Annotated in this window: 9 protein-coding genes; 8 read left to right on the top strand and 1 reads right to left on the bottom strand. The window is 43.4% G+C overall.

What is annotated here, in order from left to right:
* Window positions 1-4 precede the first annotated feature (4 nt).
* The 6 genes from TZ90_RS07575 to TZ90_RS07550 all read left to right on the top strand — a co-directional run bounded on the left by TZ90_RS07575 (window position 5) and on the right by TZ90_RS07550 (window position 8,601).
* Window positions 5-808, top strand: a complete 804-nt coding sequence (locus tag TZ90_RS07575) for a phosphatidate cytidylyltransferase (protein ID WP_000189853.1) — start codon at window positions 5-7, stop codon at window positions 806-808.
* Between the two features lie 21 nt (window positions 809-829).
* Window positions 830-2,089: an RIP metalloprotease RseP gene (gene rseP, locus TZ90_RS07570; RefSeq protein ID WP_045612344.1), complete on the top strand. Its 1,260-nt coding sequence runs from the start codon at window positions 830-832 to the stop codon at window positions 2,087-2,089.
* A gap of 12 nt (window positions 2,090-2,101) precedes the next feature.
* A complete protein-coding gene (locus tag TZ90_RS07565; RefSeq protein ID WP_045612342.1) occupies window positions 2,102-3,955 on the top strand; it encodes a proline--tRNA ligase in 1,854 nt (617 codons plus the stop codon).
* 98 nt (window positions 3,956-4,053) lie between these two features.
* A complete protein-coding gene (gene bglA, locus TZ90_RS07560) occupies window positions 4,054-5,433 on the top strand; it encodes a 6-phospho-beta-glucosidase (protein ID WP_045612341.1) in 1,380 nt (459 codons plus the stop codon).
* A 191-nt stretch (window positions 5,434-5,624) separates the two neighbouring features.
* On the top strand, window positions 5,625-7,433 hold the full coding sequence (gene glmS, locus TZ90_RS07555) for a glutamine--fructose-6-phosphate transaminase (isomerizing) (RefSeq protein ID WP_045612339.1): 1,809 nt from the start codon (window positions 5,625-5,627) through the stop codon (window positions 7,431-7,433).
* 118 nt (window positions 7,434-7,551) lie between these two features.
* Window positions 7,552-8,601, top strand: coding sequence for an LLM class flavin-dependent oxidoreductase (locus TZ90_RS07550; RefSeq protein ID WP_045612337.1), 1,050 nt, complete (start codon window positions 7,552-7,554; stop codon window positions 8,599-8,601).
* Window positions 8,602-8,700: 99 nt separating this feature from the next.
* Here TZ90_RS07550 and TZ90_RS07545 read toward each other — a convergent pair whose 3' ends face one another.
* A complete protein-coding gene (locus TZ90_RS07545; RefSeq protein ID WP_045612335.1) occupies window positions 8,701-12,597 on the bottom strand; it encodes a pullulanase in 3,897 nt (1,298 codons plus the stop codon).
* 448 nt (window positions 12,598-13,045) lie between these two features.
* Between TZ90_RS07545 and rpoB the strand changes: the two genes are divergently transcribed.
* Together rpoB and rpoC are read left to right on the top strand one after the other, a co-directional pair.
* On the top strand, window positions 13,046-16,657 hold the full coding sequence (gene rpoB, locus TZ90_RS07540; RefSeq protein ID WP_045612333.1) for a DNA-directed RNA polymerase subunit beta: 3,612 nt from the start codon (window positions 13,046-13,048) through the stop codon (window positions 16,655-16,657).
* 32 nt (window positions 16,658-16,689) lie between these two features.
* A complete protein-coding gene (gene rpoC / locus TZ90_RS07535) occupies window positions 16,690-20,367 on the top strand; it encodes a DNA-directed RNA polymerase subunit beta' (RefSeq protein WP_000228741.1) in 3,678 nt (1,225 codons plus the stop codon).
* Window positions 20,368-20,497 lie beyond the last annotated feature (130 nt).

Below are 20,497 nucleotides of genomic sequence, written 5' to 3'. Positions count from 1 at the left end.
AAATATGACACAGGATTTACAGAAAAGAACCTTGTTTGCAGGGATTGCCCTGGCTATTTTCCTACCAATTTTAATGATTGGGGGACTCTTGCTTCAGATAGCAATTGGAATCATAGCCATGCTAGCCATGCATGAACTTTTGAAGATGAGAGGTCTAGAGACCATGACGATGGAGGGCCTCTTGACCCTCTTTGCAACCTTTGCTTTGACCATTCCCTTGGAGAATTATCTGACTTTTTTACCAGTTGATGGGAATGTGGTTGCCTATAGTGTTTTGATTTCAATTATGTTAGGAACGACTGTTTTTAGCAAGTCTTATACGATTGAGGATGCTGTTTTCCCGCTTGCTATGAGTTTCTACGTGGGCTTTGGTTTTAATGCTCTATTAGATGCTAGAATTGCAGGGTTAGATAAGGCACTATTAGCCTTATGTATCGTCTGGGCGACAGACAGTGGTGCCTATCTTGTTGGGATGAACTATGGTAAACGAAAATTAGCTCCGACAGTTTCTCCAAATAAAACCTTTGAGGGTGCCTTGGGTGGTATTTTAGGTGCTATTTTAGTAACTATCATCTTTATGATGTTTGACAGTACAGTTGCTCTTCCGTATGGAATTTACAAGATGTCAGTCTTTGCTATTTTCTTTAGCATTGCTGGACAATTCGGTGATTTACTAGAAAGTTCGATCAAGCGTCACTTTGGTGTCAAGGATTCTGGGAAATTTATCCCTGGACATGGTGGTGTTTTGGATCGTTTTGATAGTATGTTGCTTGTATTTCCAATCATGCACTTATTTGGACTCTTTTAATCAAAAGACGGAGGAAATACTATGCTCGGAATTTTAACCTTTATTCTGGTTTTTGGGATTATTGTAGTGGTGCACGAGTTCGGACACTTCTACTTTGCCAAGAAATCAGGGATTCTAGTGCGTGAATTTGCCATTGGCATGGGACCCAAGATCTTTGCTCATATTGGCAAGGATGGGACGGCCTATACCATTCGCATCTTGCCTCTTGGGGGCTATGTTCGAATGGCCGGTTGGGGTGATGATACAACTGAAATCAAGACAGGAACTCCTGTCAGTTTGACGCTTACTGATGATGGTAAGGTTAAACGCATCAATCTTTCAGGTAAAAAATTGGATCAAACAGCCCTTCCTATGCAGGTGACCCAGTTTGACTTTGAAGACAAGCTCTTTATCAAAGGATTGGTTCTGGAAGAAGAAAAAACATTTGCAGTGGATCACGATGCAACGGTTGTGGAAGCAGATGGTACTGAGGTTCGGATTGCACCTTTAGATGTTCAATATCAAAATGCGACTATCTGGGGGAAACTGATTACTAATTTTGCAGGCCCTATGAACAACTTTATCTTAGGGGTTGTTGTTTTCTGGATTTTAATCTTCATGCAGGGTGGTGTCAGAGATGTCGATACCAACCAGTTCCATGTCATGCCCCAAGGGGCCTTGGCTAAGGTGGGAGTACCAGAAACGGCACAAATTACCAAGATTGGCTCACATGAGGTTAGCAACTGGGAAAGTTTGATTCAGGCTGTGGAATCAGAAACCAAAGACAAGACGGCCCCGACCTTGGATGTGACTATTTCTGAAAAGGGGAGTGAAAAACAAATCACTGTTACTCCTGAAGAGAATCAAGGCCGTTATCTTCTAGGTGTTCAACCGGGAATTAAGTCAGACTTTTTATCCATGTTTGTAGGAGGTTTTACAACCGCTGCTGACTCGGCTCTCCGAATTCTCTCAGCTTTGAAAAACCTGATTTTCCAACCTGATTTGAACAAGCTGGGTGGACCTGTTGCCATCTTTAAGGCAAGTAGTGATGCTGCTAAAAATGGAATTGAGAATGTCTTGTACTTCTTGGCAATGATTTCCATCAATATCGGGATTTTTAATCTTATTCCGATTCCAGCCCTGGATGGTGGTAAGATTGTGCTCAATATCCTGGAAGCCATCCGCCGCAAACCATTGAAACAAGAAATTGAAACCTATGTCACCTTGGCCGGAGTGGTCATCATAGTTGTCTTGATGATTGCTGTAACTTGGAATGACATTATGCGACTCTTTTTTAGATAATCGAGGAATATTATGAAACAAAGTAAAATGCCTATCCCAACGCTTCGCGAAATGCCAAGCGATGCTCAAGTTATCAGCCATGCTCTTATGTTGCGAGCTGGTTATGTTCGTCAAGTCTCAGCAGGTGTTTATTCTTATCTACCACTTGCCAACCGTGTGATTGAAAAAGCTAAAAACATCATGCGCCAAGAATTCGACAAGATTGGTGCCGTTGAGATGTTGGCTCCAGCCCTTCTCAGTGCAGAGTTGTGGCGCGAATCAGGTCGTTACGAAACTTATGGTGAAGACCTTTACAAACTAAAAAACCGTGAAAAATCAGACTTTATCCTAGGTCCAACTCACGAAGAAACCTTTACAGCTATTGTCCGTGATTCTGTTAAGTCTTACAAGCAATTGCCACTCAACCTTTACCAAATCCAGCCTAAGTATCGTGATGAAAAACGCCCACGTAATGGACTTCTTCGTACACGTGAGTTCATCATGAAGGATGCTTACAGTTTCCACGCTAACTATGATAGCTTGGACAGTGTTTATGATGAGTACAAGGCTGCTTATGAGCGTATTTTCACTCGTAGTGGTTTAGATTTCAAGGCTATCATCGGTGACGGTGGAGCTATGGGTGGTAAGGACAGCCAAGAATTTATGGCCATTACACCTGCTCGTACAGACCTTGACCGCTGGGTTGTCTTGGACAAGTCAGTTGCCTCATTTGACGAAATTCCTGCAGAAGTGCAAGAAGAAATCAAGGCAGAATTGCTTAAATGGATGGTTTCTGGTGAAGATACCATTGCTTACTCAAGTGAATCTAGCTATGCGGCTAACTTGGAAATGGCAACAAATGAGTACAAACCAAGCAACCGTGTTGTCACTGAAGAAGAAGTGACTCGTGTTGCAACTCCAGATGTTAAATCAATTGATGAAGTTGCAGCCTTCCTCAATGTTCCAGAAGAACAAACAATTAAAACTCTCTTCTACATGGCAGATGGTGAGCTTGTTGCAGCCCTTCTAGTTGGAAATGACCAACTCAACGAAGTCAAGTTGAAAAACCACTTGGGAGCAGATTTCTTCGACGTTGCTAGCGAAGAAGAAGTGGCGAATGTTGTTCAAGCAGGATTTGGTTCACTTGGACCAGTTGGTTTGCCAGAGAATGTTAAAATTATTGCAGATCGTAAGGTGCAAGATGTTCGCAATGCAGTTGTCGGTGCTAACGAAGATGGCTACCACTTGACTGGTGTGAACCCAGGCCGTGACTTTACTGCAGAATATGTGGATATCCGTGAAGTTCGTGAGGGTGAAATTTCTCCAGACGGACAAGGTGTCCTTAACTTTGCGCGTGGTATCGAAATTGGTCATATCTTCAAACTCGGCACTCGCTATTCAGCAAGCATGGGAGCAGATGTTTTGGATGAAAATGGCCGTGCTGTACCAATTATCATGGGATGTTATGGTATCGGTGTCAGTCGTCTCCTTTCAGCAGTGATGGAGCAACACGCTCGCCTCTTTGTTAACAAAACGCCAAAAGGTGAATACCGTTACGCTTGGGGAATCAACTTCCCTAAAGAATTGGCGCCATTTGATGTTCACTTGATCACTGTCAATGTCAAGGACGAAGAAGCGCAAGCCTTGACAGAAAAACTTGAAGCAAGTTTGATGGGAGCAGGTTACGAAGTCTTGACAGACGACCGTAACGAACGTGTCGGAGTCAAATTTAGCGACAGCGACTTGATTGGATTGCCAATCCGTATCACTGTTGGTAAAAAAGCAGCTGATGGCATCGTAGAAGTTAAGATTAAAGCGACTGGTGACACCATCGAGGTTCATGCAGATAACTTGCTTGAAACGCTTGAAATCCTCAGCAAGAAATAAAAACTATAATCAGAAGAAAAACAAGGAAAAAATGTAACTAGTTTTTACCTTGTTTTTTCTGTATAATGGGAAAAATGAGTAGATAAAGAGGTAAATGTATGCTAAGGTTTCCAAAGGATTTTGTCTGGGGATCCTCTACTTCTGGGCCACAGACAGAAGGACGTATAGCTGGTGACGGTAAGGGAGATAATCTCTGGGATTATTGGTACCAAGTGGAGCCAAATCGTTACTATAATGGGATTGGTCCAGATAAAACATCAACCTTTTATGAAAACTGGGAAAAGGATATTGAGCTACTGTTAGAAACTGGTCACACGGCCTTTCGGACTTCTATTCAGTGGTCACGGATTTTTCCACAAGGGCGTGGAAAAGTCAATTCTCAGGGTGTGGATTTCTATCGTAAGGTTTTTGAGGCTATTAAGGCTAAAGGGATTCGTCTTTTAGTCAATCTTTATCATTTTGATTTACCTTTTGCCCTTCAAGAGGATGGTGATGGTTGGGAAAATAAGGCGACTGTCAAGGCTTATGAAGACTATGCTCGTTTTTGTTTTGAGACTTATGGAAATTTAGTGGATCAATGGATTACCTTTAACGAGCCCATCGTTCCAGTAGAATTTGGATATTTTTACGATGCCCATTATCCACATAAGGTGGATGCAGAGGCAGCCGTTAAAGTAGCTTATCATACACAATTGGCCAGCAGTAGGGCGGTTAAGGCTTGTCATGAACTTTTGCCAGATTCCAAGATTGGGATTGTCTTAAACTTGACACCGGCTTATCCACGTAGCCAGCATCCTGCTGATGTCAAGGCTGCTCGTATTGCGGACCTTTTTCAGGCCCAATCTTTCTTAGATCCGTCTGTTTTGGGGACTTATCCACAGGAGTTGGTAGAAATCTTACATGAATACGGTCTCTTGCCTGATGCTACAGAGGAGGAGTTGGATATCATTCGTGACAATACTGTGGACTTCCTTGGTGTCAACTACTATCAACCTTTGCGTGTTATGGCTCCTCGATTTGCTAAGCATCCAGAGAGTCCTCTTTTGCCAGAACATTTTTATGAGCCTTATGTGATGCCTGGACGTAAAATCAATCCTCATCGTGGCTGGGAGATTTATGAGCAAGGGATTTATGACATTGCCCAAAATATCAAGGAAAATTATGGTAATATCGAGTGGATGTTGACAGAGAATGGTATGGGTGTTGAAGGGGAAGAAAAATTCCGTGAGAATGGAATGATTCAAGATGATTACCGTATTGACTTTGTAAAAGGTCATCTTCGCGAACTTCACCGTGCCATTGAAGACGGAGCCAATTGTAAGGGCTACTTGATTTGGACCTTTATCGATTGCTGGTCATGGCTCAATAGCTATAAAAATCGCTATGGCTTGGTCGAATTAGACTTGGAAACGCAAGAACGTCGTCTGAAGAAATCAGGGCACTGGTTCAAGGAATTAAGCGATAATAATGGATTTTAAAAAGGACTCTGACTGATTATCCTAATTGGTCAGAGTCTTTTGCTTACAGGAGAGTAATTTGAACTATACCAATTTTTACTCTTGACAAGTGAAAGAAACAAGTATATACTGTTTTTGCTGATTCTATAAAAGAGGAATTAGACTATACCAATTTTAAGGAGAAAGCACAGCTGGTCTGTGTCGTATATACTATGTGTGGAATTGTTGGTGTTGTTGGAAACACAAATGCAACTGATATTTTGATTCAAGGGCTTGAAAAGCTCGAATACCGTGGCTATGATTCTGCGGGGATTTTTGTCCTAGGTGGTGCTGAAAACCACTTGGTGAAGGCTGTTGGTCGTATCGCAGAATTGTCTGCTAAGACAGCTGGTGTTGAGGGGACAACGGGTATCGGACATACTCGTTGGGCTACTCACGGAAAACCAACGGAAGACAATGCTCACCCACATCGCTCTGAGACTGAACGTTTTGTTTTGGTGCACAATGGGGTCATTGAGAACTACCTTGAAATCAAGGAAGAATACCTTGCAGGTCACCACTTTAAGGGGCAAACAGATACTGAAATCGCTGTTCACTTGATTGGAAAATTTGCGGAAGAAGAAGGTCTCTCTGTTCTTGAAGCCTTCAAAAAAGCTCTTCACATCATCCGTGGTTCTTATGCTTTTGCCTTGGTTGACTCACAAGATCCTGAAGTCATCTACGTAGCTAAAAATAAATCACCACTTTTGATTGGTCTTGGAGAAGGCTATAACATGGTCTGCTCAGATGCGATGGCTATGATTCGTGAGACCAACCAATACATGGAAATTCATGACCAAGAGTTGGTAATCGTCAAGGCTGATAGCGTGGAAGTTCAAGACTATGATGGTAATAGTCGTGAGCGTGCTAGCTACACTGCTGAGCTAGACTTGTCAGATATCGGTAAAGGAACTTACCCTTACTACATGCTTAAGGAAATTGACGAGCAACCAACTGTTATGCGTAAACTAATCCAAGCCTACACAGATGAGGCTGGTCAAGTAGTAGTAGACCCAGCTATCATCCAGGCTGTTCAAGACGCAGACCGTATCTACATCCTTGCAGCTGGGACATCTTACCACGCAGGATTTGCTTCTAAGAAAATGTTGGAAGAATTGACAGATACACCAGTTGAACTTGGAATTTCATCTGAGTGGGGTTACGGTATGCCACTTCTCAGCAAGAAACCACTCTTCATCTTTATCAGTCAGTCTGGTGAAACGGCGGATAGCCGTCAGGTTTTGGTCAAGGCTAATGAAATGGGAATCCCAAGCTTGACAGTGACAAACGTACCAGGTTCAACTCTTTCACGTGAAGCCAATCATACCATGCTCCTTCATGCAGGTCCTGAAATTGCCGTAGCATCAACAAAGGCTTATACAGCACAAATTGCAGCCCTTGCTTTTCTTGCAAAAGCAGTAGGAGAAGCAAATGGCAATGCTAAAGCGCAAGTCTTTGACTTGGTTCATGAGTTGTCAATCGTAGCTCAGTCTATCGAATCAACTCTTTCAGAGAAAGAAACCATTGAAGCCAAGGTTCGTGAGCTTCTTGAAACAACTCGCAACGCCTTTTATATTGGGCGTGGTCAAGATTACTACGTAGCTATGGAAGCAAGCCTTAAACTCAAAGAGATTTCTTATATCCAGTGTGAAGGCTTTGCGGCAGGAGAACTCAAGCACGGAACTATTGCCTTGATTGAAGAAGGAACGCCTGTTTTGGCTCTCTTGTCAGATCCAGTCCTTGCCAACCACACTCGTGGAAATATCCAAGAGGTGGCAGCCCGTGGTGCCAAGGTTCTCACTATTGCAGAAGAAAATGTTGCCAAAGATACAGATGATATCGTCCTTACGACTGCACACCCTTACCTCTCACCAATTTCAATGGTCGTGCCAACGCAATTAGTCGCTTACTTTGCAACACTCCACCGTGGGCTTGATGTGGACAAACCACGTAACCTTGCTAAGTCAGTAACGGTAGAATAAGCTTAAAAAGTCTAGTTATCTAGGCTTTTTCTTGTGAGCAAATCGGTTGCTTGTACTCAAGATTCGTGTTAGAATAATTTTTCAAAATGAAGGACCGGAATAGACAAGGAGAATCACTGTGGTAGAATTGGGAATTTCAACATTTGGAGAAACAACGGAGCTTGAAGGGACTGGGCAAACTTACAGTCATGCTGAACGCATTCGCCAGTTGCTGGCAGAGATTGAACTGGCTGACAAGGTTGGTTTGGATGTGTATGGGATTGGTGAGCACCATCGAGCGGATTTTGCGATATCTGCGCCAGAGATTGTTCTGGCAGCTGGGGCAGTCAATACCAAGAAGATTCGTTTGACCAGTGCAGTCAGCATTCTCTCGAGCATGGATCCGATTCGTTTGTTCCAACAGTATGCCACTATTGATGCTTTGTCAAATGGACGTGCGGAGATTATGGCCGGAAGGGGTTCTTTCACGGAATCTTTTCCCTTGTTTGGCTATGATTTGAAAGACTACGAAGCTCTTTTTGATGAGAAATTAGACTTGCTTCAATTAGTCAATGAAAAGACAAAACTAGATTGGCAAGGTCGATTGACCCAAACAATCTCTGGCAAAGAAGTTTATCCTCGTCCAGTTCAGGACAAATTGCCCTTGTGGATAGCGACAGGTGGTCATGTCGAATCAACTGTGAAGATTGCTCAGGCTGGTCTACCGATTGTTTATGCTATTATTGGTGGCAATCCGCGTTATTTTAAAAAGTTGATTCAGGCTTATCGTGAGATTGGGAGCGAAGCGGGCCATGCCAGTCATGAACTAAAGGTTGGGGCCCATTCTTGGGGTTGGGTTGCTGAAGGTGGAGAGCAGGCTGTGAAAGAATATTTCCATCCGACCAAGCAAGTGGTGGATGCTATTTCCAAAGACCGTCCGCACTGGCAGGAATTGCGTTATGAGCAATATTTGGAGCAAGTTGGGCCAAATGGCGCCATGTTTGTGGGCAATCCAGATCAGGTGGCAGAAAAATTGATTCGCATGATTGAAGACTTAGGTTTCGACCGCTTCATGCTCCATCTACCGCTTGGCTCCATGCCTCATGAACAAGTCCTGAGAGCTATTGAACTCTTCGGCACACAAGTTGTACCCAAAGTACGGGCTTATTTTGCCATGAAAGAGGCTTAATAAAAAATCCTAATCGAGTTGATTAGGACAATAAATATTGTACAAAAATCAATCCCCCGAGCGTTAAGGCTTGGGGGATTGTTCTATAGGAGGGCTAGTTTAGTTCTCTTTTTTGTTTTTTAGCAAGAACCCGAGACCTAGAAGGGCGAGGAGACTAATTCCTGCAAACAGGAGTTTGTTATCGTTTTTGGTTCCTGTATTTGGAAGTTCAGCTTGTTTAGCTAGGGGAGCAGGAGTATTTTTCTTGCTAGAGTTTTCTACCGATTCGTTTTGAACCGCCTCTTTTACAGATGATGCTTGTGCTTCTTGTGTTGGTTGTGAAGTTTGTGAATCAGTTGTAGCTTGGCTAGGTTTATTTTCCGCATCAGCTACTTTTGTATCTGGTTTTGCAGAATCAGGTTTAGTTTGTGGAGCTGGAGTTTGTTGTTCCGGTTTGACTACTCGGTTTGACATATTGTCTTGGCTGTTATTTTGACCGTGTTCTTGTTTTAAGCTAGAAAGGTCAAATTCTGGTTTTTCTTCCATAGCTGGGGCGACAATTGCACCGCCTTGAGAGACTCGAAGAACAGTGGCTGTAAGGGCATTTAATTTCAAGCCTTTTTCAGTCCATTCAAGTCCTTTCGGGTTGGCAATTCCGACTGGTCCTGCTTGGTTTTCATCTGCTAAGACTTCAGCATTTCTGAGGTGGGCAAAGGCAGTTCCCAAATTAAATTCGCGAGCTTTTTCGTCAGCATTGACAAAGACTGCGTAGATATCCCCATTTGGAGCAGTGATTTGGTAGCCAATTACCACGTCCTCTTTTGCCACACCATTTTGGCCTGGAACAGTGATGAGGTGGACACGGTCTTTGATATCTTGGAGACTCTTAAGTCGGAAGGCATCTGTAGATTGACGCAGGGCAATCAAACCTTTCATATAGTCACGGCTCTTGACATTTTCAGGATATGCTTTTCCATCTGTAGCCTTAGTCCAGTCAAACTTGTTAATAGCATCACTCGAATCGTAAGAGTCATGTATGAAGTAAGGATAGTCAAATGGATTGCCGTCCTTATCACGCAACAAGTGAGATTTGTTTGGAACCTTATCCTCTGCTACTGGAGTCTTGTAGGCTGGGTCACGGAATTGTTTAGTACGTCCATATTCCTGACCGGAGTGGATAAACGGAGTTCCTTGAGCTGTCAAGACCATGAGATTTCCAAGTCGCAAACGACGGTGGATTTCAGCATAGTTCTCAGCTTTGCTTGGATCTTTTTTGATAGATTGGGCGATGATGTCAAAGAGGGTCAAGTTATCATGGGCTGCGATGTATTGGATGACATCTCCAGGGCTGTCAGCTTCAAAGTTGGTTGGTTGAGCAATGAGATTTTTGAAGATGGTGTTGATATCACGCTTGCCACCTGTGATAAAGGCAGGTTGGCCTTCGTTTGGATAACCAGACTTGAGGTTGTTACGGATGTCATCTGAAAAGACAGCGACAGTATCGGTATGTTTCATCCAATCTTGGTCAGCAGCTTTAGTAGGCATGTTTTCATCACCAGCATAGGTTCTCCAACCTTCACCAAGCATGATGAGGTTTGGATTGAGGGCGCGTGCAGCCTTGTACGCTTCTTCGATAGAAGCGGCATCATGGTCTCCCATCATATCGAAGCGGAATCCATCTACTTTGTAGGTATCAACTAGATATTTGATAGAGTCAACTAGGAGTCGTTTGGTCATATGGTGGGTTGTTCCCAAGCGTCCACCACCAAAGCTAGTGCGAGGTGTCCCATCAGCATCCATAAAGTGGTAGTAGTTTGGTTCTAAATCTTCAAAGAGATCGACCTTGGCTGTATGGTTGTAAACTACGTCCAGGATAGCTCCCATGCCACGTTTGTGGATTTCGTTGATGAGGTTTTTAAATTCTGCGATTCGTTTTTCTGGATTTTTAGGATCGCTTGAGTACATACCAGTCAATGAGAAGTAGTTTTGAGGGTCATATCCCCAGTTATAGTTGCTGTTGCTTGAAGCATAGTCAGACAAGCGTTCATGGTTTTTCAATTCATTGACAAAGTAGTAAGACAAGACTGGAAGGAGCTGGATGTGGGTCACACCCAAGTCTTTGAGGTAGTCTAGTTTTTCGATAAAGGCTTCAAAGGTACCAAATGGTTTGGTCAAGTCTTTTGCAATGGCAGGATCTGAAGTGAAGTCACGCACATGAGCTTCGTAGATAACGGCATCTTCACGAGTCTTGAAGTTGTGAATCTTACCATAAGTTAAGTCTTGAGGTCCTAGTTTGGCTGGATCTACAAAGGCAGCTTTAGCCACTTTATGGGCATCGTCAATCTTGGCATCGTCACTATTCCAAGCAGCGAGAGACTTAGCGTAAGGATCGAGTGCAAGAACAGTTTTACCCTGACGCTCGATTTGGTATTGATAATAGTATCCAGTGAAATCTGTGATTCCTAATTTGTTTGTGCTATCTAGAGTTTGTTTCCAAGTTCCTCTTTCCCCTTTTTCAAGAGCGACAGTTCCAACTACTTTGTCAGGGTCATTCTTGTCGTAGACAACAACAGAAACCTTATCAGCACTTGGTGACCAAAGGGTTAAATCAACTTGTTTTCCTTCTTCTTTTAAGTCAGCTCCAAGTTTGCCATCATAACTGTAAGTCTCATCTTTAAGGCGCCAGCTTGTTTTGGTAGTGAATTGGTCGGAATTGTAGCTAACAGTATATGGATGTTTTGTATCTGAGAAATCTCCGCTGTAGGTCACTTTCTTACCAGCTTCATCGATTGCAACATCGGTGATAGTTACTTTGTTTCCTAGGTGATTAGTGATGTTGGAGTGTTTGAGGATATCTTCTTTTTTAGCACCGACAAGTGTTGAAAAACTACTTTCAATGCTAGAAGTTCCTACGTGTTGAGCTCCTGTCATGCGGATATCGTGCACATAGTAGGGGTTGGTGTAGATGGTTTCGTCATCATCTTTTAGGAAAATTTGGCTATGATTTTTCAAATCTGTGAACTTATAATCTTCTTTACGGATTTTCACATCGTCTCCTTGTTTCTTTCTGTCTAGTAATAAAAATCCAAGATCTTTAGCTGCATCTTTGAGTGGAATATCGATATAGCGACCATATTTGCCTGTAGCCGTAAAGTCTGTTCCGTTAGGCCATTCACCACTACTTGGATTTTTCACATCTCCCCAGTACCAGAGAGATTTTTTCTCATAGTTGCCATCTGTACGGTAGTAGTTGACGCGAATAGTTCCTGCAGGTTGTGGCTCGTAAGAGAAAACCTTGTGATCTTGGTCCAACCAAGCCTCATTCATCTTTGGTGCCAGTTTTTCTACCGATTTATCGCCGGTCAGATTTTTCCCAGCTGTATTATTGATGAGGAAGCTAATTTTCTTGGCTTGCTCTCCTTTTAATTTGATATCTAGGTAATAGCCATAGTCATCTTTTTTGGCATCCTTGAAGGACAAGGCTCCGTTTGGCCAATTTTCAGATGGTTTTTCAACATCGTCCCAAGTCCATAGCCCTTGAGAATCCTTGTTTTCTTCAGGAAGTTTTTTGACATGGATACGGAAGTAGTTGTCTTCGATTGGCTCTTCTGCTTTAGTTTCAGTTGTTACTGGACTCGTAGAAGTAGTTGGTTCACTTGAACGATCTTGCCCGGTTTGTGGTGCTGAATCGGCTGGGGTTGCAGCAGGAGTGGTTGCCTCTGTTGCAGGTTTTTCTTCTGTTTTCTCTAGGGAAGCGTTTGCATTATTAGGCGAAGAAATATCACTTTCGTTCTTACCAGAGTTAACTACTGTATCAGTAAGAGGTTGTGCAAGGGCAGTAGTAGTTTCATTACTAGTTCCCTTATTGCTTGTAGTATTTTCGTTTGCTGAGATAGTTGGTGTAGCCATGGCAAGCAGGACAAGGCTTGCTCCAATAAGGACAGAACCAGTTCCATTTTTGAGGGAACGGATGCTGTAAACCATTTTTTTCTCAGTGTGAGATGGTGTTCTTTTCATAATCAATCTCCTATAAATGAATTTCTTTATCAGTATAGCACGTAGTAAAACAATATGCAAGCGTTTTCCTAAAATTAAACTAAAAGAAAAATCGCAACAAATTTTGTTATGATTCAGCCAGTCTTTCTTATAGGAAAAGATTTTGTCAAAAATTCGTCAATCCCCTTGAACAATCTAGCTAAATAGGGTATAATATGAGTAATCATTTGTCGTAGGTTTTGTCTGAAATATTGTCCAGACAAGACTCACAGCAGTTAAATCTTCTGAAAAAGTCAGATTTAGCTGCTCTTTTTGTGCTTTTTTTCAGGATTTTGAGTACTTGTAACAAAGACTTAAAGATTCTGAAAATTTATCAAAGGGACACGGTGATAGGGGTTTTTAAAACCATATGACGATTAGAAAAGCCTGATTGACAAGGCTTGGAACTTATTTACAAAGGAGAATCATCTTGGCAGGACATGACGTTCAATACGGGAAACATCGTACCCGTCGTAGTTTTTCAAGAATCAAAGAAGTTCTTGACTTACCAAATTTGATTGAAATTCAAACTGACTCATTCAAAGATTTCCTAGACCATGGTCTTAAGGAAGTGTTTGAAGATGTATTGCCAATTTCAAACTTCACAGACACAATGGAGTTGGAATTTGTTGGATATGAAATCAAGGAACCAAAATACACGCTAGAAGAGGCTCGTATCCACGATGCTAGCTACTCAGCACCAATTTTTGTAACCTTCCGCTTGATCAATAAAGAAACAGGCGAAATCAAAACTCAAGAAGTTTTCTTTGGTGATTTCCCAATCATGACAGAAATGGGTACTTTCATCATCAATGGTGGTGAACGTATCATCGTATCTCAGTTGGTCCGCTCACCAGGTGTTTACTTTAACGATAAAGTTGATAAAAACGGTAAAGTGGGCTACGGTTCAACTGTTATCCCTAACCGTGGAGCTTGGTTGGAACTTGAAAGTGACTCAAAAGATATCGCCTACACTCGTATCGACCGTACTCGTAAGATTCCATTTACGACATTGGTTCGTGCGCTTGGTTTCTCAGGTGATGATGAAATCTTTGATATTTTTGGTGACAGCGAATTGGTTCGCAACACTGTTGAAAAAGATATCCATAAGAACCCAATGGACTCTCGTACCGACGAAGCCTTGAAAGAAATTTACGAACGTCTTCGTCCAGGTGAGCCTAAGACTGCTGAAAGCTCACGTAGCTTGCTTGTGGCTCGTTTCTTTGATCCACGTCGTTATGACTTGGCAGCTGTTGGTCGTTACAAAATCAATAAAAAACTCAATGTTAAAACACGTTTGCTCAACCAAACCATTGCAGAGCCATTGGTAGATCCTGAAACTGGAGAAATCTTGGTAGAAGCTGGAACAATCATGACTCGTAGTGTGATTGAAAGCATTGAAAGCCATTTGGATGGTGATTTGAATAAGATTGTCTACATTCCAAATGATGCAGCCGTTGTGACTGAGCCTGTTGTTCTTCAAAAGTTCAAGGTTGTTGCACCAACGGATCCAGACCGTGTTGTAACCATCATTGGTAATGCCAATCCAGATGACAAGGTTCGTATCGTCACTCCTGCAGATATTCTTGCTGAGATGAGTTACTTCCTCAACTTGGCTGAAGGACTTGGCCGTGTAGATGATATCGACCACCTTGGGAACCGTCGTATCCGTGCGGTTGGTGAATTGCTTGCCAACCAAGTACGTCTTGGACTTTCTCGTATGGAACGTAATGTCCGTGAACGTATGTCTGTTCAGGACAACGAAGTCTTGACACCACAACAAATTATCAATATCCGTCCTGTAACAGCTGCGGTTAAAGAATTCTTTGGCTCATCACAGTTGTCACAGTTCATGGACCAACACAACCCACTTTCTGAGTTGTCTCACAAACGCCGTTTGTCAGCCTTAGGACCTGGTGGTTTGACACGTGACCGTGCTGGATATGAAGTACGTGACGTGCACTACACTCACTATGGCCGTATGTGTCCAATCGAGACACCTGAAGGACCTAACATCGGTTTGATCAATAACTTGTCATCTTACGGACACTTGAACAAATATGGTTTTGTTCAAACACCATACCGTAAAGTTGACCGTGAAACAGGTGTTGTTACGAACGAAATCGTTTGGTTGACAGCCGATGAAGAAGATGAATATACTGTAGCACAGGCTAATTCTCGTCTGAATGAAGATGGAACATTTGCTGAGAAAGTTGTCATGGGACGTCACCAAGGGGTCAACCAAGAGTATCCAGCTAATGTTGTTGACTATATGGACGTATCACCAAAACAGGTAGTTGCCGTTGCGACAGCATGTATTCCTTTCTTGGAAAACGATGACTCCAACCGTGCCCTCATGGGAGCCAACATGCAACGTCAGGCTGTACCATTGATTAATCCTAAAGCACCTTACGTTGGTACTGGTATGGAATACCAAGCAGCCCACGATTCAGGAGCTGCTGTGATTGCTCAGTATGATGGTAAAGTTACTTACGCAGATGCTGACAAGGTAGAAGTTCGTCGTGAAGATGGTTCATTGGATGTTTACCACATCCAAAAATTCCGTCGTTCAAACTCAGGTACTGCTTACAACCAACGCACTCTCGTAAAAGTTGGAGATGTCGTTGAAAAAGGCGATTTCATTGCTGACGGACCTTCTATGGAAAATGGAGAAATGGCGCTTGGACAAAACCCAATCGTTGCCTACATGACTTGGGAAGGTTACAACTTCGAGGATGCCGTTATCATGAGCGAACGCTTGGTTAAAGACGATGTCTACACATCTGTCCACCTTGAAGAATACGAATCAGAAACACGCGATACAAAGCTTGGGCCTGAAGAAATTACTCGTGAAATTCCAAACGTTGGGGAAGATGCTCTTAAAGACCTTGACGAAATGGGTATTATCCGTATCGGTGCTGAGGTTAAAGAAGGCGATATCCTTGTAGGTAAAGTAACACCTAAGGGTGAGAAAGACCTTTCAGCTGAAGAACGTCTCTTGCACGCTATCTTCGGAGATAAATCTCGTGAAGTGCGTGATACTTCTCTTCGTGTACCACACGGTGCCGATGGTGTCGTTCGTGATGTTAAGATCTTTACACGTGCAAATGGAGATGAGTTGCAATCAGGTGTTAACATGCTGGTTCGCGTCTACATCGCTCAAAAACGTAAGATTAAGGTCGGAGATAAGATGGCCGGACGTCACGGAAACAAAGGGGTTGTCTCTCGTATCGTTCCTGTAGAAGACATGCCTTACCTTCCAGACGGAACTCCAGTCGATATCATGTTGAACCCACTTGGGGTGCCATCACGTATGAATATCGGTCAGGTTATGGAGCTTCACCTTGGTATGGCTGCTCGTACTCTTGGTATTCACATCGCAACACCAGTCTTTGACGGAGCAAGTTCTGAAGACCTTTGGTCAACTGTTAAAGAAGCAGGTATGGATAGCGATGCCAAAACGATCCTTTACGATGGCCGTACTGGTGAACCATTTGATAACCGTGTTTCTGTCGGAGTCATGTACATGATCAAACTCCACCACATGGTTGATGATAAATTGCACGCGCGTTCAGTCGGACCTTACTCAACCGTTACTCAACAACCACTTGGAGGTAAAGCTCAGTTTGGTGGACAACGTTTCGGTGAGATGGAGGTTTGGGCTCTTGAAGCCTACGGTGCATCAAATGTCCTTCAAGAAATCTTGACTTACAAGTCTGACGATATCAATGGACGTTTGAAAGCTTATGAAGCCATTACAAAAGGAAAACCAATTCCAAAACCAGGTGTTCCAGAATCCTTCCGAGTTCTTGTCAAAGAATTGCAATCTCTTGGTCTTGACATGCGTGTCCTAGACGAAGATGACCAAGAAGTGGAACTTCGCGACTTGGATGAAGGAATGGACGAAGATGTCATCCACGTAGATGACCTTGAAAAAGCCCGCGAAAAAGCAGCACAAGAGGCTAAAGCAGCCTTTGAAGCTGAAGAAGCTGAGAAAGCAACAAAAGCGGAAGCAACAGAAGAAGCTGCTGAACAAGAATAAGCAGTTCACTTAGAATAGAAAGGGAAGAAATAGTGGTTGATGTAAATCGTTTTAAAAGTATGCAAATCACCCTAGCTTCTCCAAGCAAAGTCCGTTCATGGTCTTATGGAGAAGTCAAAAAACCTGAAACAATCAATTACCGTACCTTGAAGCCAGAACGTGAAGGACTCTTTGATGAAGTTATCTTTGGTCCTACAAAAGACTGGGAATGTGCTTGTGGTAAGTACAAACGCATTCGTTACAGAGGAATTGTTTGTGACCGTTGTGGGGTTGAAGTAACGCGTACAAAAGTTCGTCGTGAGCGTATGGGACATATCGAATTGAAAGCTCCTGTATCTCACATCTGGTACTTCAAGGGGATTCCAAGCCGTATGGGCTTGACCCTTGATATGAGCCCTCGTGCCCTCGAGGAAGTTATCTACTTTGCAGCTTATGTGGTTATTGATCCTAAGGATACACCACTTGAGCACAAGTCTATCATGACAGAGCGCGAATACCGTGAGCGCTTGCGTGAGTATGGTTATGGATCGTTCGTTGCCAAGATGGGTGCCGAAGCTATCCAAGACCTTTTGAAACAAGTAGATCTTGAAAAAGAAATTGCTGAACTCAAAGAAGAGTTGAAAACAGCTACTGGACAAAAACGTGTCAAAGCCATCCGTCGTTTGGATGTTTTGGATGCCTTTTATAAGTCTGGAAACAAACCTGAATGGATGATTCTCAACATCCTTCCAGTTATTCCACCAGATCTTCGTCCAATGTTGCAGTTGGATGGTGGCCGTTTTGCCTCATCTGACTTGAACGACCTTTACCGCCGTGTTATCAACCGTAACAACCGTTTGGCTCGTTTGCTTGAGTTGAATGCACCAGGTATCATCGTTCAAAATGAGAAGCGTATGCTTCAAGAAGCGGTTGACGCTTTGATTGACAATGGTCGTCGTGGTCGTCCAATCACAGGGCCAGGTAGCCGTCCACTGAAATCATTGAGCCACATGCTTAAAGGTAAACAAGGACGCTTCCGTCAAAACTTGCTCGGTAAACGTGTTGACTTCTCAGGACGTTCCGTTATCGCCGTTGGTCCAACTCTTAAGATGTACCAATGTGGTGTGCCACGTGAAATGGCAATCGAGCTCTTTAAACCATTCGTGATGCGTGAAATTGTTGCCCGTGATATCGTGCAAAACGTCAAAGCAGCTAAACGTTTGGTGGAACGCGGAGATGAGCGTATCTGGGATATTCTTGAAGAAGTAATTAAAGAACACCCAGTACTTTTGAACCGCGCACCGACCCTTCACCGTTTGGGTATCCAAGCCTTCGAGCCAGTCTTGATTGATGGTAAGGCCCTTCGCTTGCACCCACTTGTCTGTGAAGCCTACAATGCCGACTTTGACGGGGACCAAATGGCCATCCACGTACCGCTTTCAGAAGAAGCCCAAGCAGAAGCTCGTATCTTGATGCTCGCTGCTGAGCATATCTTGAACCCGAAAGATGGTAAACCAGTTGTTACTCCATCTCAGGACATGGTTTTGGGTAACTACTACTTGACTATGGAAGAAGCTGGTCGTGAAGGTGAAGGAATGGTCTTCAAAGACCGTGACGAAGCGGTTATGGCTTACCGTAATGGTTATGTTCACCTTCACTCACGTGTTGGTATCGCAACAGACAGCCTCAACAAGCCTTGGACAGAAGAGCAAAAACACAAGGTCTTGCTTACAACAGTTGGTAAAATCCTCTTCAACGACATCATGCCAGAGGGTCTACCATACTTGCAAGAACCAAACAATGCCAACTTGACAGAAGGTGTTCCAGCTAAATACTTCTTGCCACTTGGTGGAGATATCAAGGAAGCAATCAGCAAACTTGAACTCAACCCCCCATTCAAGAAGAAAAACCTTGGAAATATCATCGCTGAAATCTTCAAACGTTTCCGTACGACAGAAACTTCTGCCCTACTTGACCGTATGAAGAACCTCGGTTACCACCACTCAACTCTTGCAGGATTGACAGTGGGTATCGCCGATATCCCAGTCGTTGATGACAAGGCTGAAATCATTGAAGAATCACACAAACGTGTAGAACAAATCACCAAACAATTCCGTCGTGGTATGATCACAGACGACGAGCGTTACAATGCTGTTACAGCCGAATGGCGTGCTGCCCGTGAAAAACTTGAGAAACGTTTGATTGCCAACCAAGATCCTAAGAACCCAATCGTTATGATGATGGACTCTGGAGCCCGTGGTAACATATCAAACTTCTCACAGCTTGCCGGCATGCGTGGTCTGATGGCTGCTCCGAACGGACGTATCATGGAATTGCCAATCCTTTCAAACTTCCGCGAAGGTTTGTCGGTATTGGAAATGTTCTTCTCAACTCACGGTGCGCGTAAAGGTATGACCGATACGGCCCTTAAGACAGCCGACTCAGGTTACTTGACTCGTCGTTTGGTTGACGTTGCCCAAGACGTTATCATCCGTGAGGACGACTGTGGAACTGACCGCGGTCTCTTGATTCGCTCTATCGCAGAAGGAAAAGAGATGATCGAGTCTCTTGAAGAACGTCTCAACGGTCGTTACACTAAGAAAACTGTTAAACATCCAGAAACTGGTGCAGTTATCATTGGTCCAAATGAGTTGATTACAGAAGACAAGGCGCGTGAAATTGTCAATGCTGGTGTGGAAGAAGTCACTATCCGTTCCGTATTTACATGTAACACTCGTCATGGTGTCTGCCGTCACTGTTATGGTATCAATTTGGCGACTGGTGATGCGGTTGAAGTTGGTGAAGCAGTCGGTACAATCGCTGCCCAATCTATCGGGGAACCTGGTACACAGCTTACAATGCGTACCTTCCACACGGGTGGGGTTGCCTCAAATACCGATATCACTCAGGGTCTTCCTCGTGTCCAAGAAATCTTTGAAGCCCGCAATCCTAAAGGGGAAGCGGTTATCACAGAGGTTAAAGGACAAGTTACCGCTATCGAAGAGGATGCATCAACTCGTACTAAGAAAGTCTTTGTTAAGGGTGAAACTGGCGAAGGGGAATATGTCGTTCCATTTACAGCTCGTATGCGTGTCGAAGTTGGAGACCAAGTAGCGCGTGGTGCTGCTCTTACAGAAGGTTCTATCCAACCAAAACGTCTCCTTGCAGTCCGTGATGTCTTGTCAGTTGAAACTTATCTTCTTGGTGAAGTACAAAAAGTTTACCGTAGCCAAGGGGTAGAAATCGGTGACAAACACATTGAGGTAATGGTTCGTCAAATGATCCGTAAAGTCCGTGTCATGGATCCAGGTGACACAGATCTTCTCATGGGTACCCTTATGGATATCAATGACTTTACAGATGCCAACAAAGATGTCCTTATCGCAGGTGGAGTTCCAGCGACTGGTCGACCAGTTCTTATGGGAATTACCAAAGCCTCACTTGAAACCAACAGTTTCTTGTCAGCGGCTTCCTTCCAGGAAACAACTCGTGTCCTTACTGACGCAGCTATCCGTGGTAAGAAAGACCATCTCCTTGGACTTAAAGAAAATGTTATCATCGGTAAGATCATCCCAGCAGGTACTGGTATGGCTCGCTACCGTAACCTTGAACCACATGCTGTCAACGAAGAAGAATACCTTAATCCTCCAGTAGAGGAAGAAGGAAATGAAGAAACAACAGAAGTAGTTGTGGATACTGCCGTTGAAACTGTGGAAGAAACAGTAGAATAAAAGAGAATGAGAGAGCCCTCGGGTTCTCTTTCTCTTTTCTGAAAACTTTCTCCATTTTTCCATGAAATGTGGTAAAATAATACTCAATGAAAATCAAAAAGCAAACTAGGAAACTAGCCGCAGGTTGCTC

The sequence above is a fragment of the Streptococcus mitis genome (genome assembly GCF_000960005.1).
Classification (GTDB): Bacteria; Bacillota; Bacilli; order Lactobacillales; family Streptococcaceae; genus Streptococcus; species Streptococcus mitis_CK.
This window is presented reverse-complemented; position numbering and strand designations above follow the sequence as displayed.

Coding starts and splice junctions, on each gene's coding strand:
- TZ90_RS07575 (WP_000189853.1), top strand. CDS start 5: ATGACACAGGATTTACAGAAAAGAACCTTGTTTGCAGGGATTGCCCTG.
- rseP (WP_045612344.1), top strand. CDS start 830: ATGCTCGGAATTTTAACCTTTATTCTGGTTTTTGGGATTATTGTAGTG.
- TZ90_RS07565 (WP_045612342.1), top strand. CDS start 2,102: ATGAAACAAAGTAAAATGCCTATCCCAACGCTTCGCGAAATGCCAAGC.
- bglA (WP_045612341.1), top strand. CDS start 4,054: ATGCTAAGGTTTCCAAAGGATTTTGTCTGGGGATCCTCTACTTCTGGG.
- glmS (WP_045612339.1), top strand. CDS start 5,625: ATGTGTGGAATTGTTGGTGTTGTTGGAAACACAAATGCAACTGATATT.
- TZ90_RS07545 (WP_045612335.1), bottom strand. CDS start 12,597: ATGAAAAGAACACCATCTCACACTGAGAAAAAAATGGTTTACAGCATC.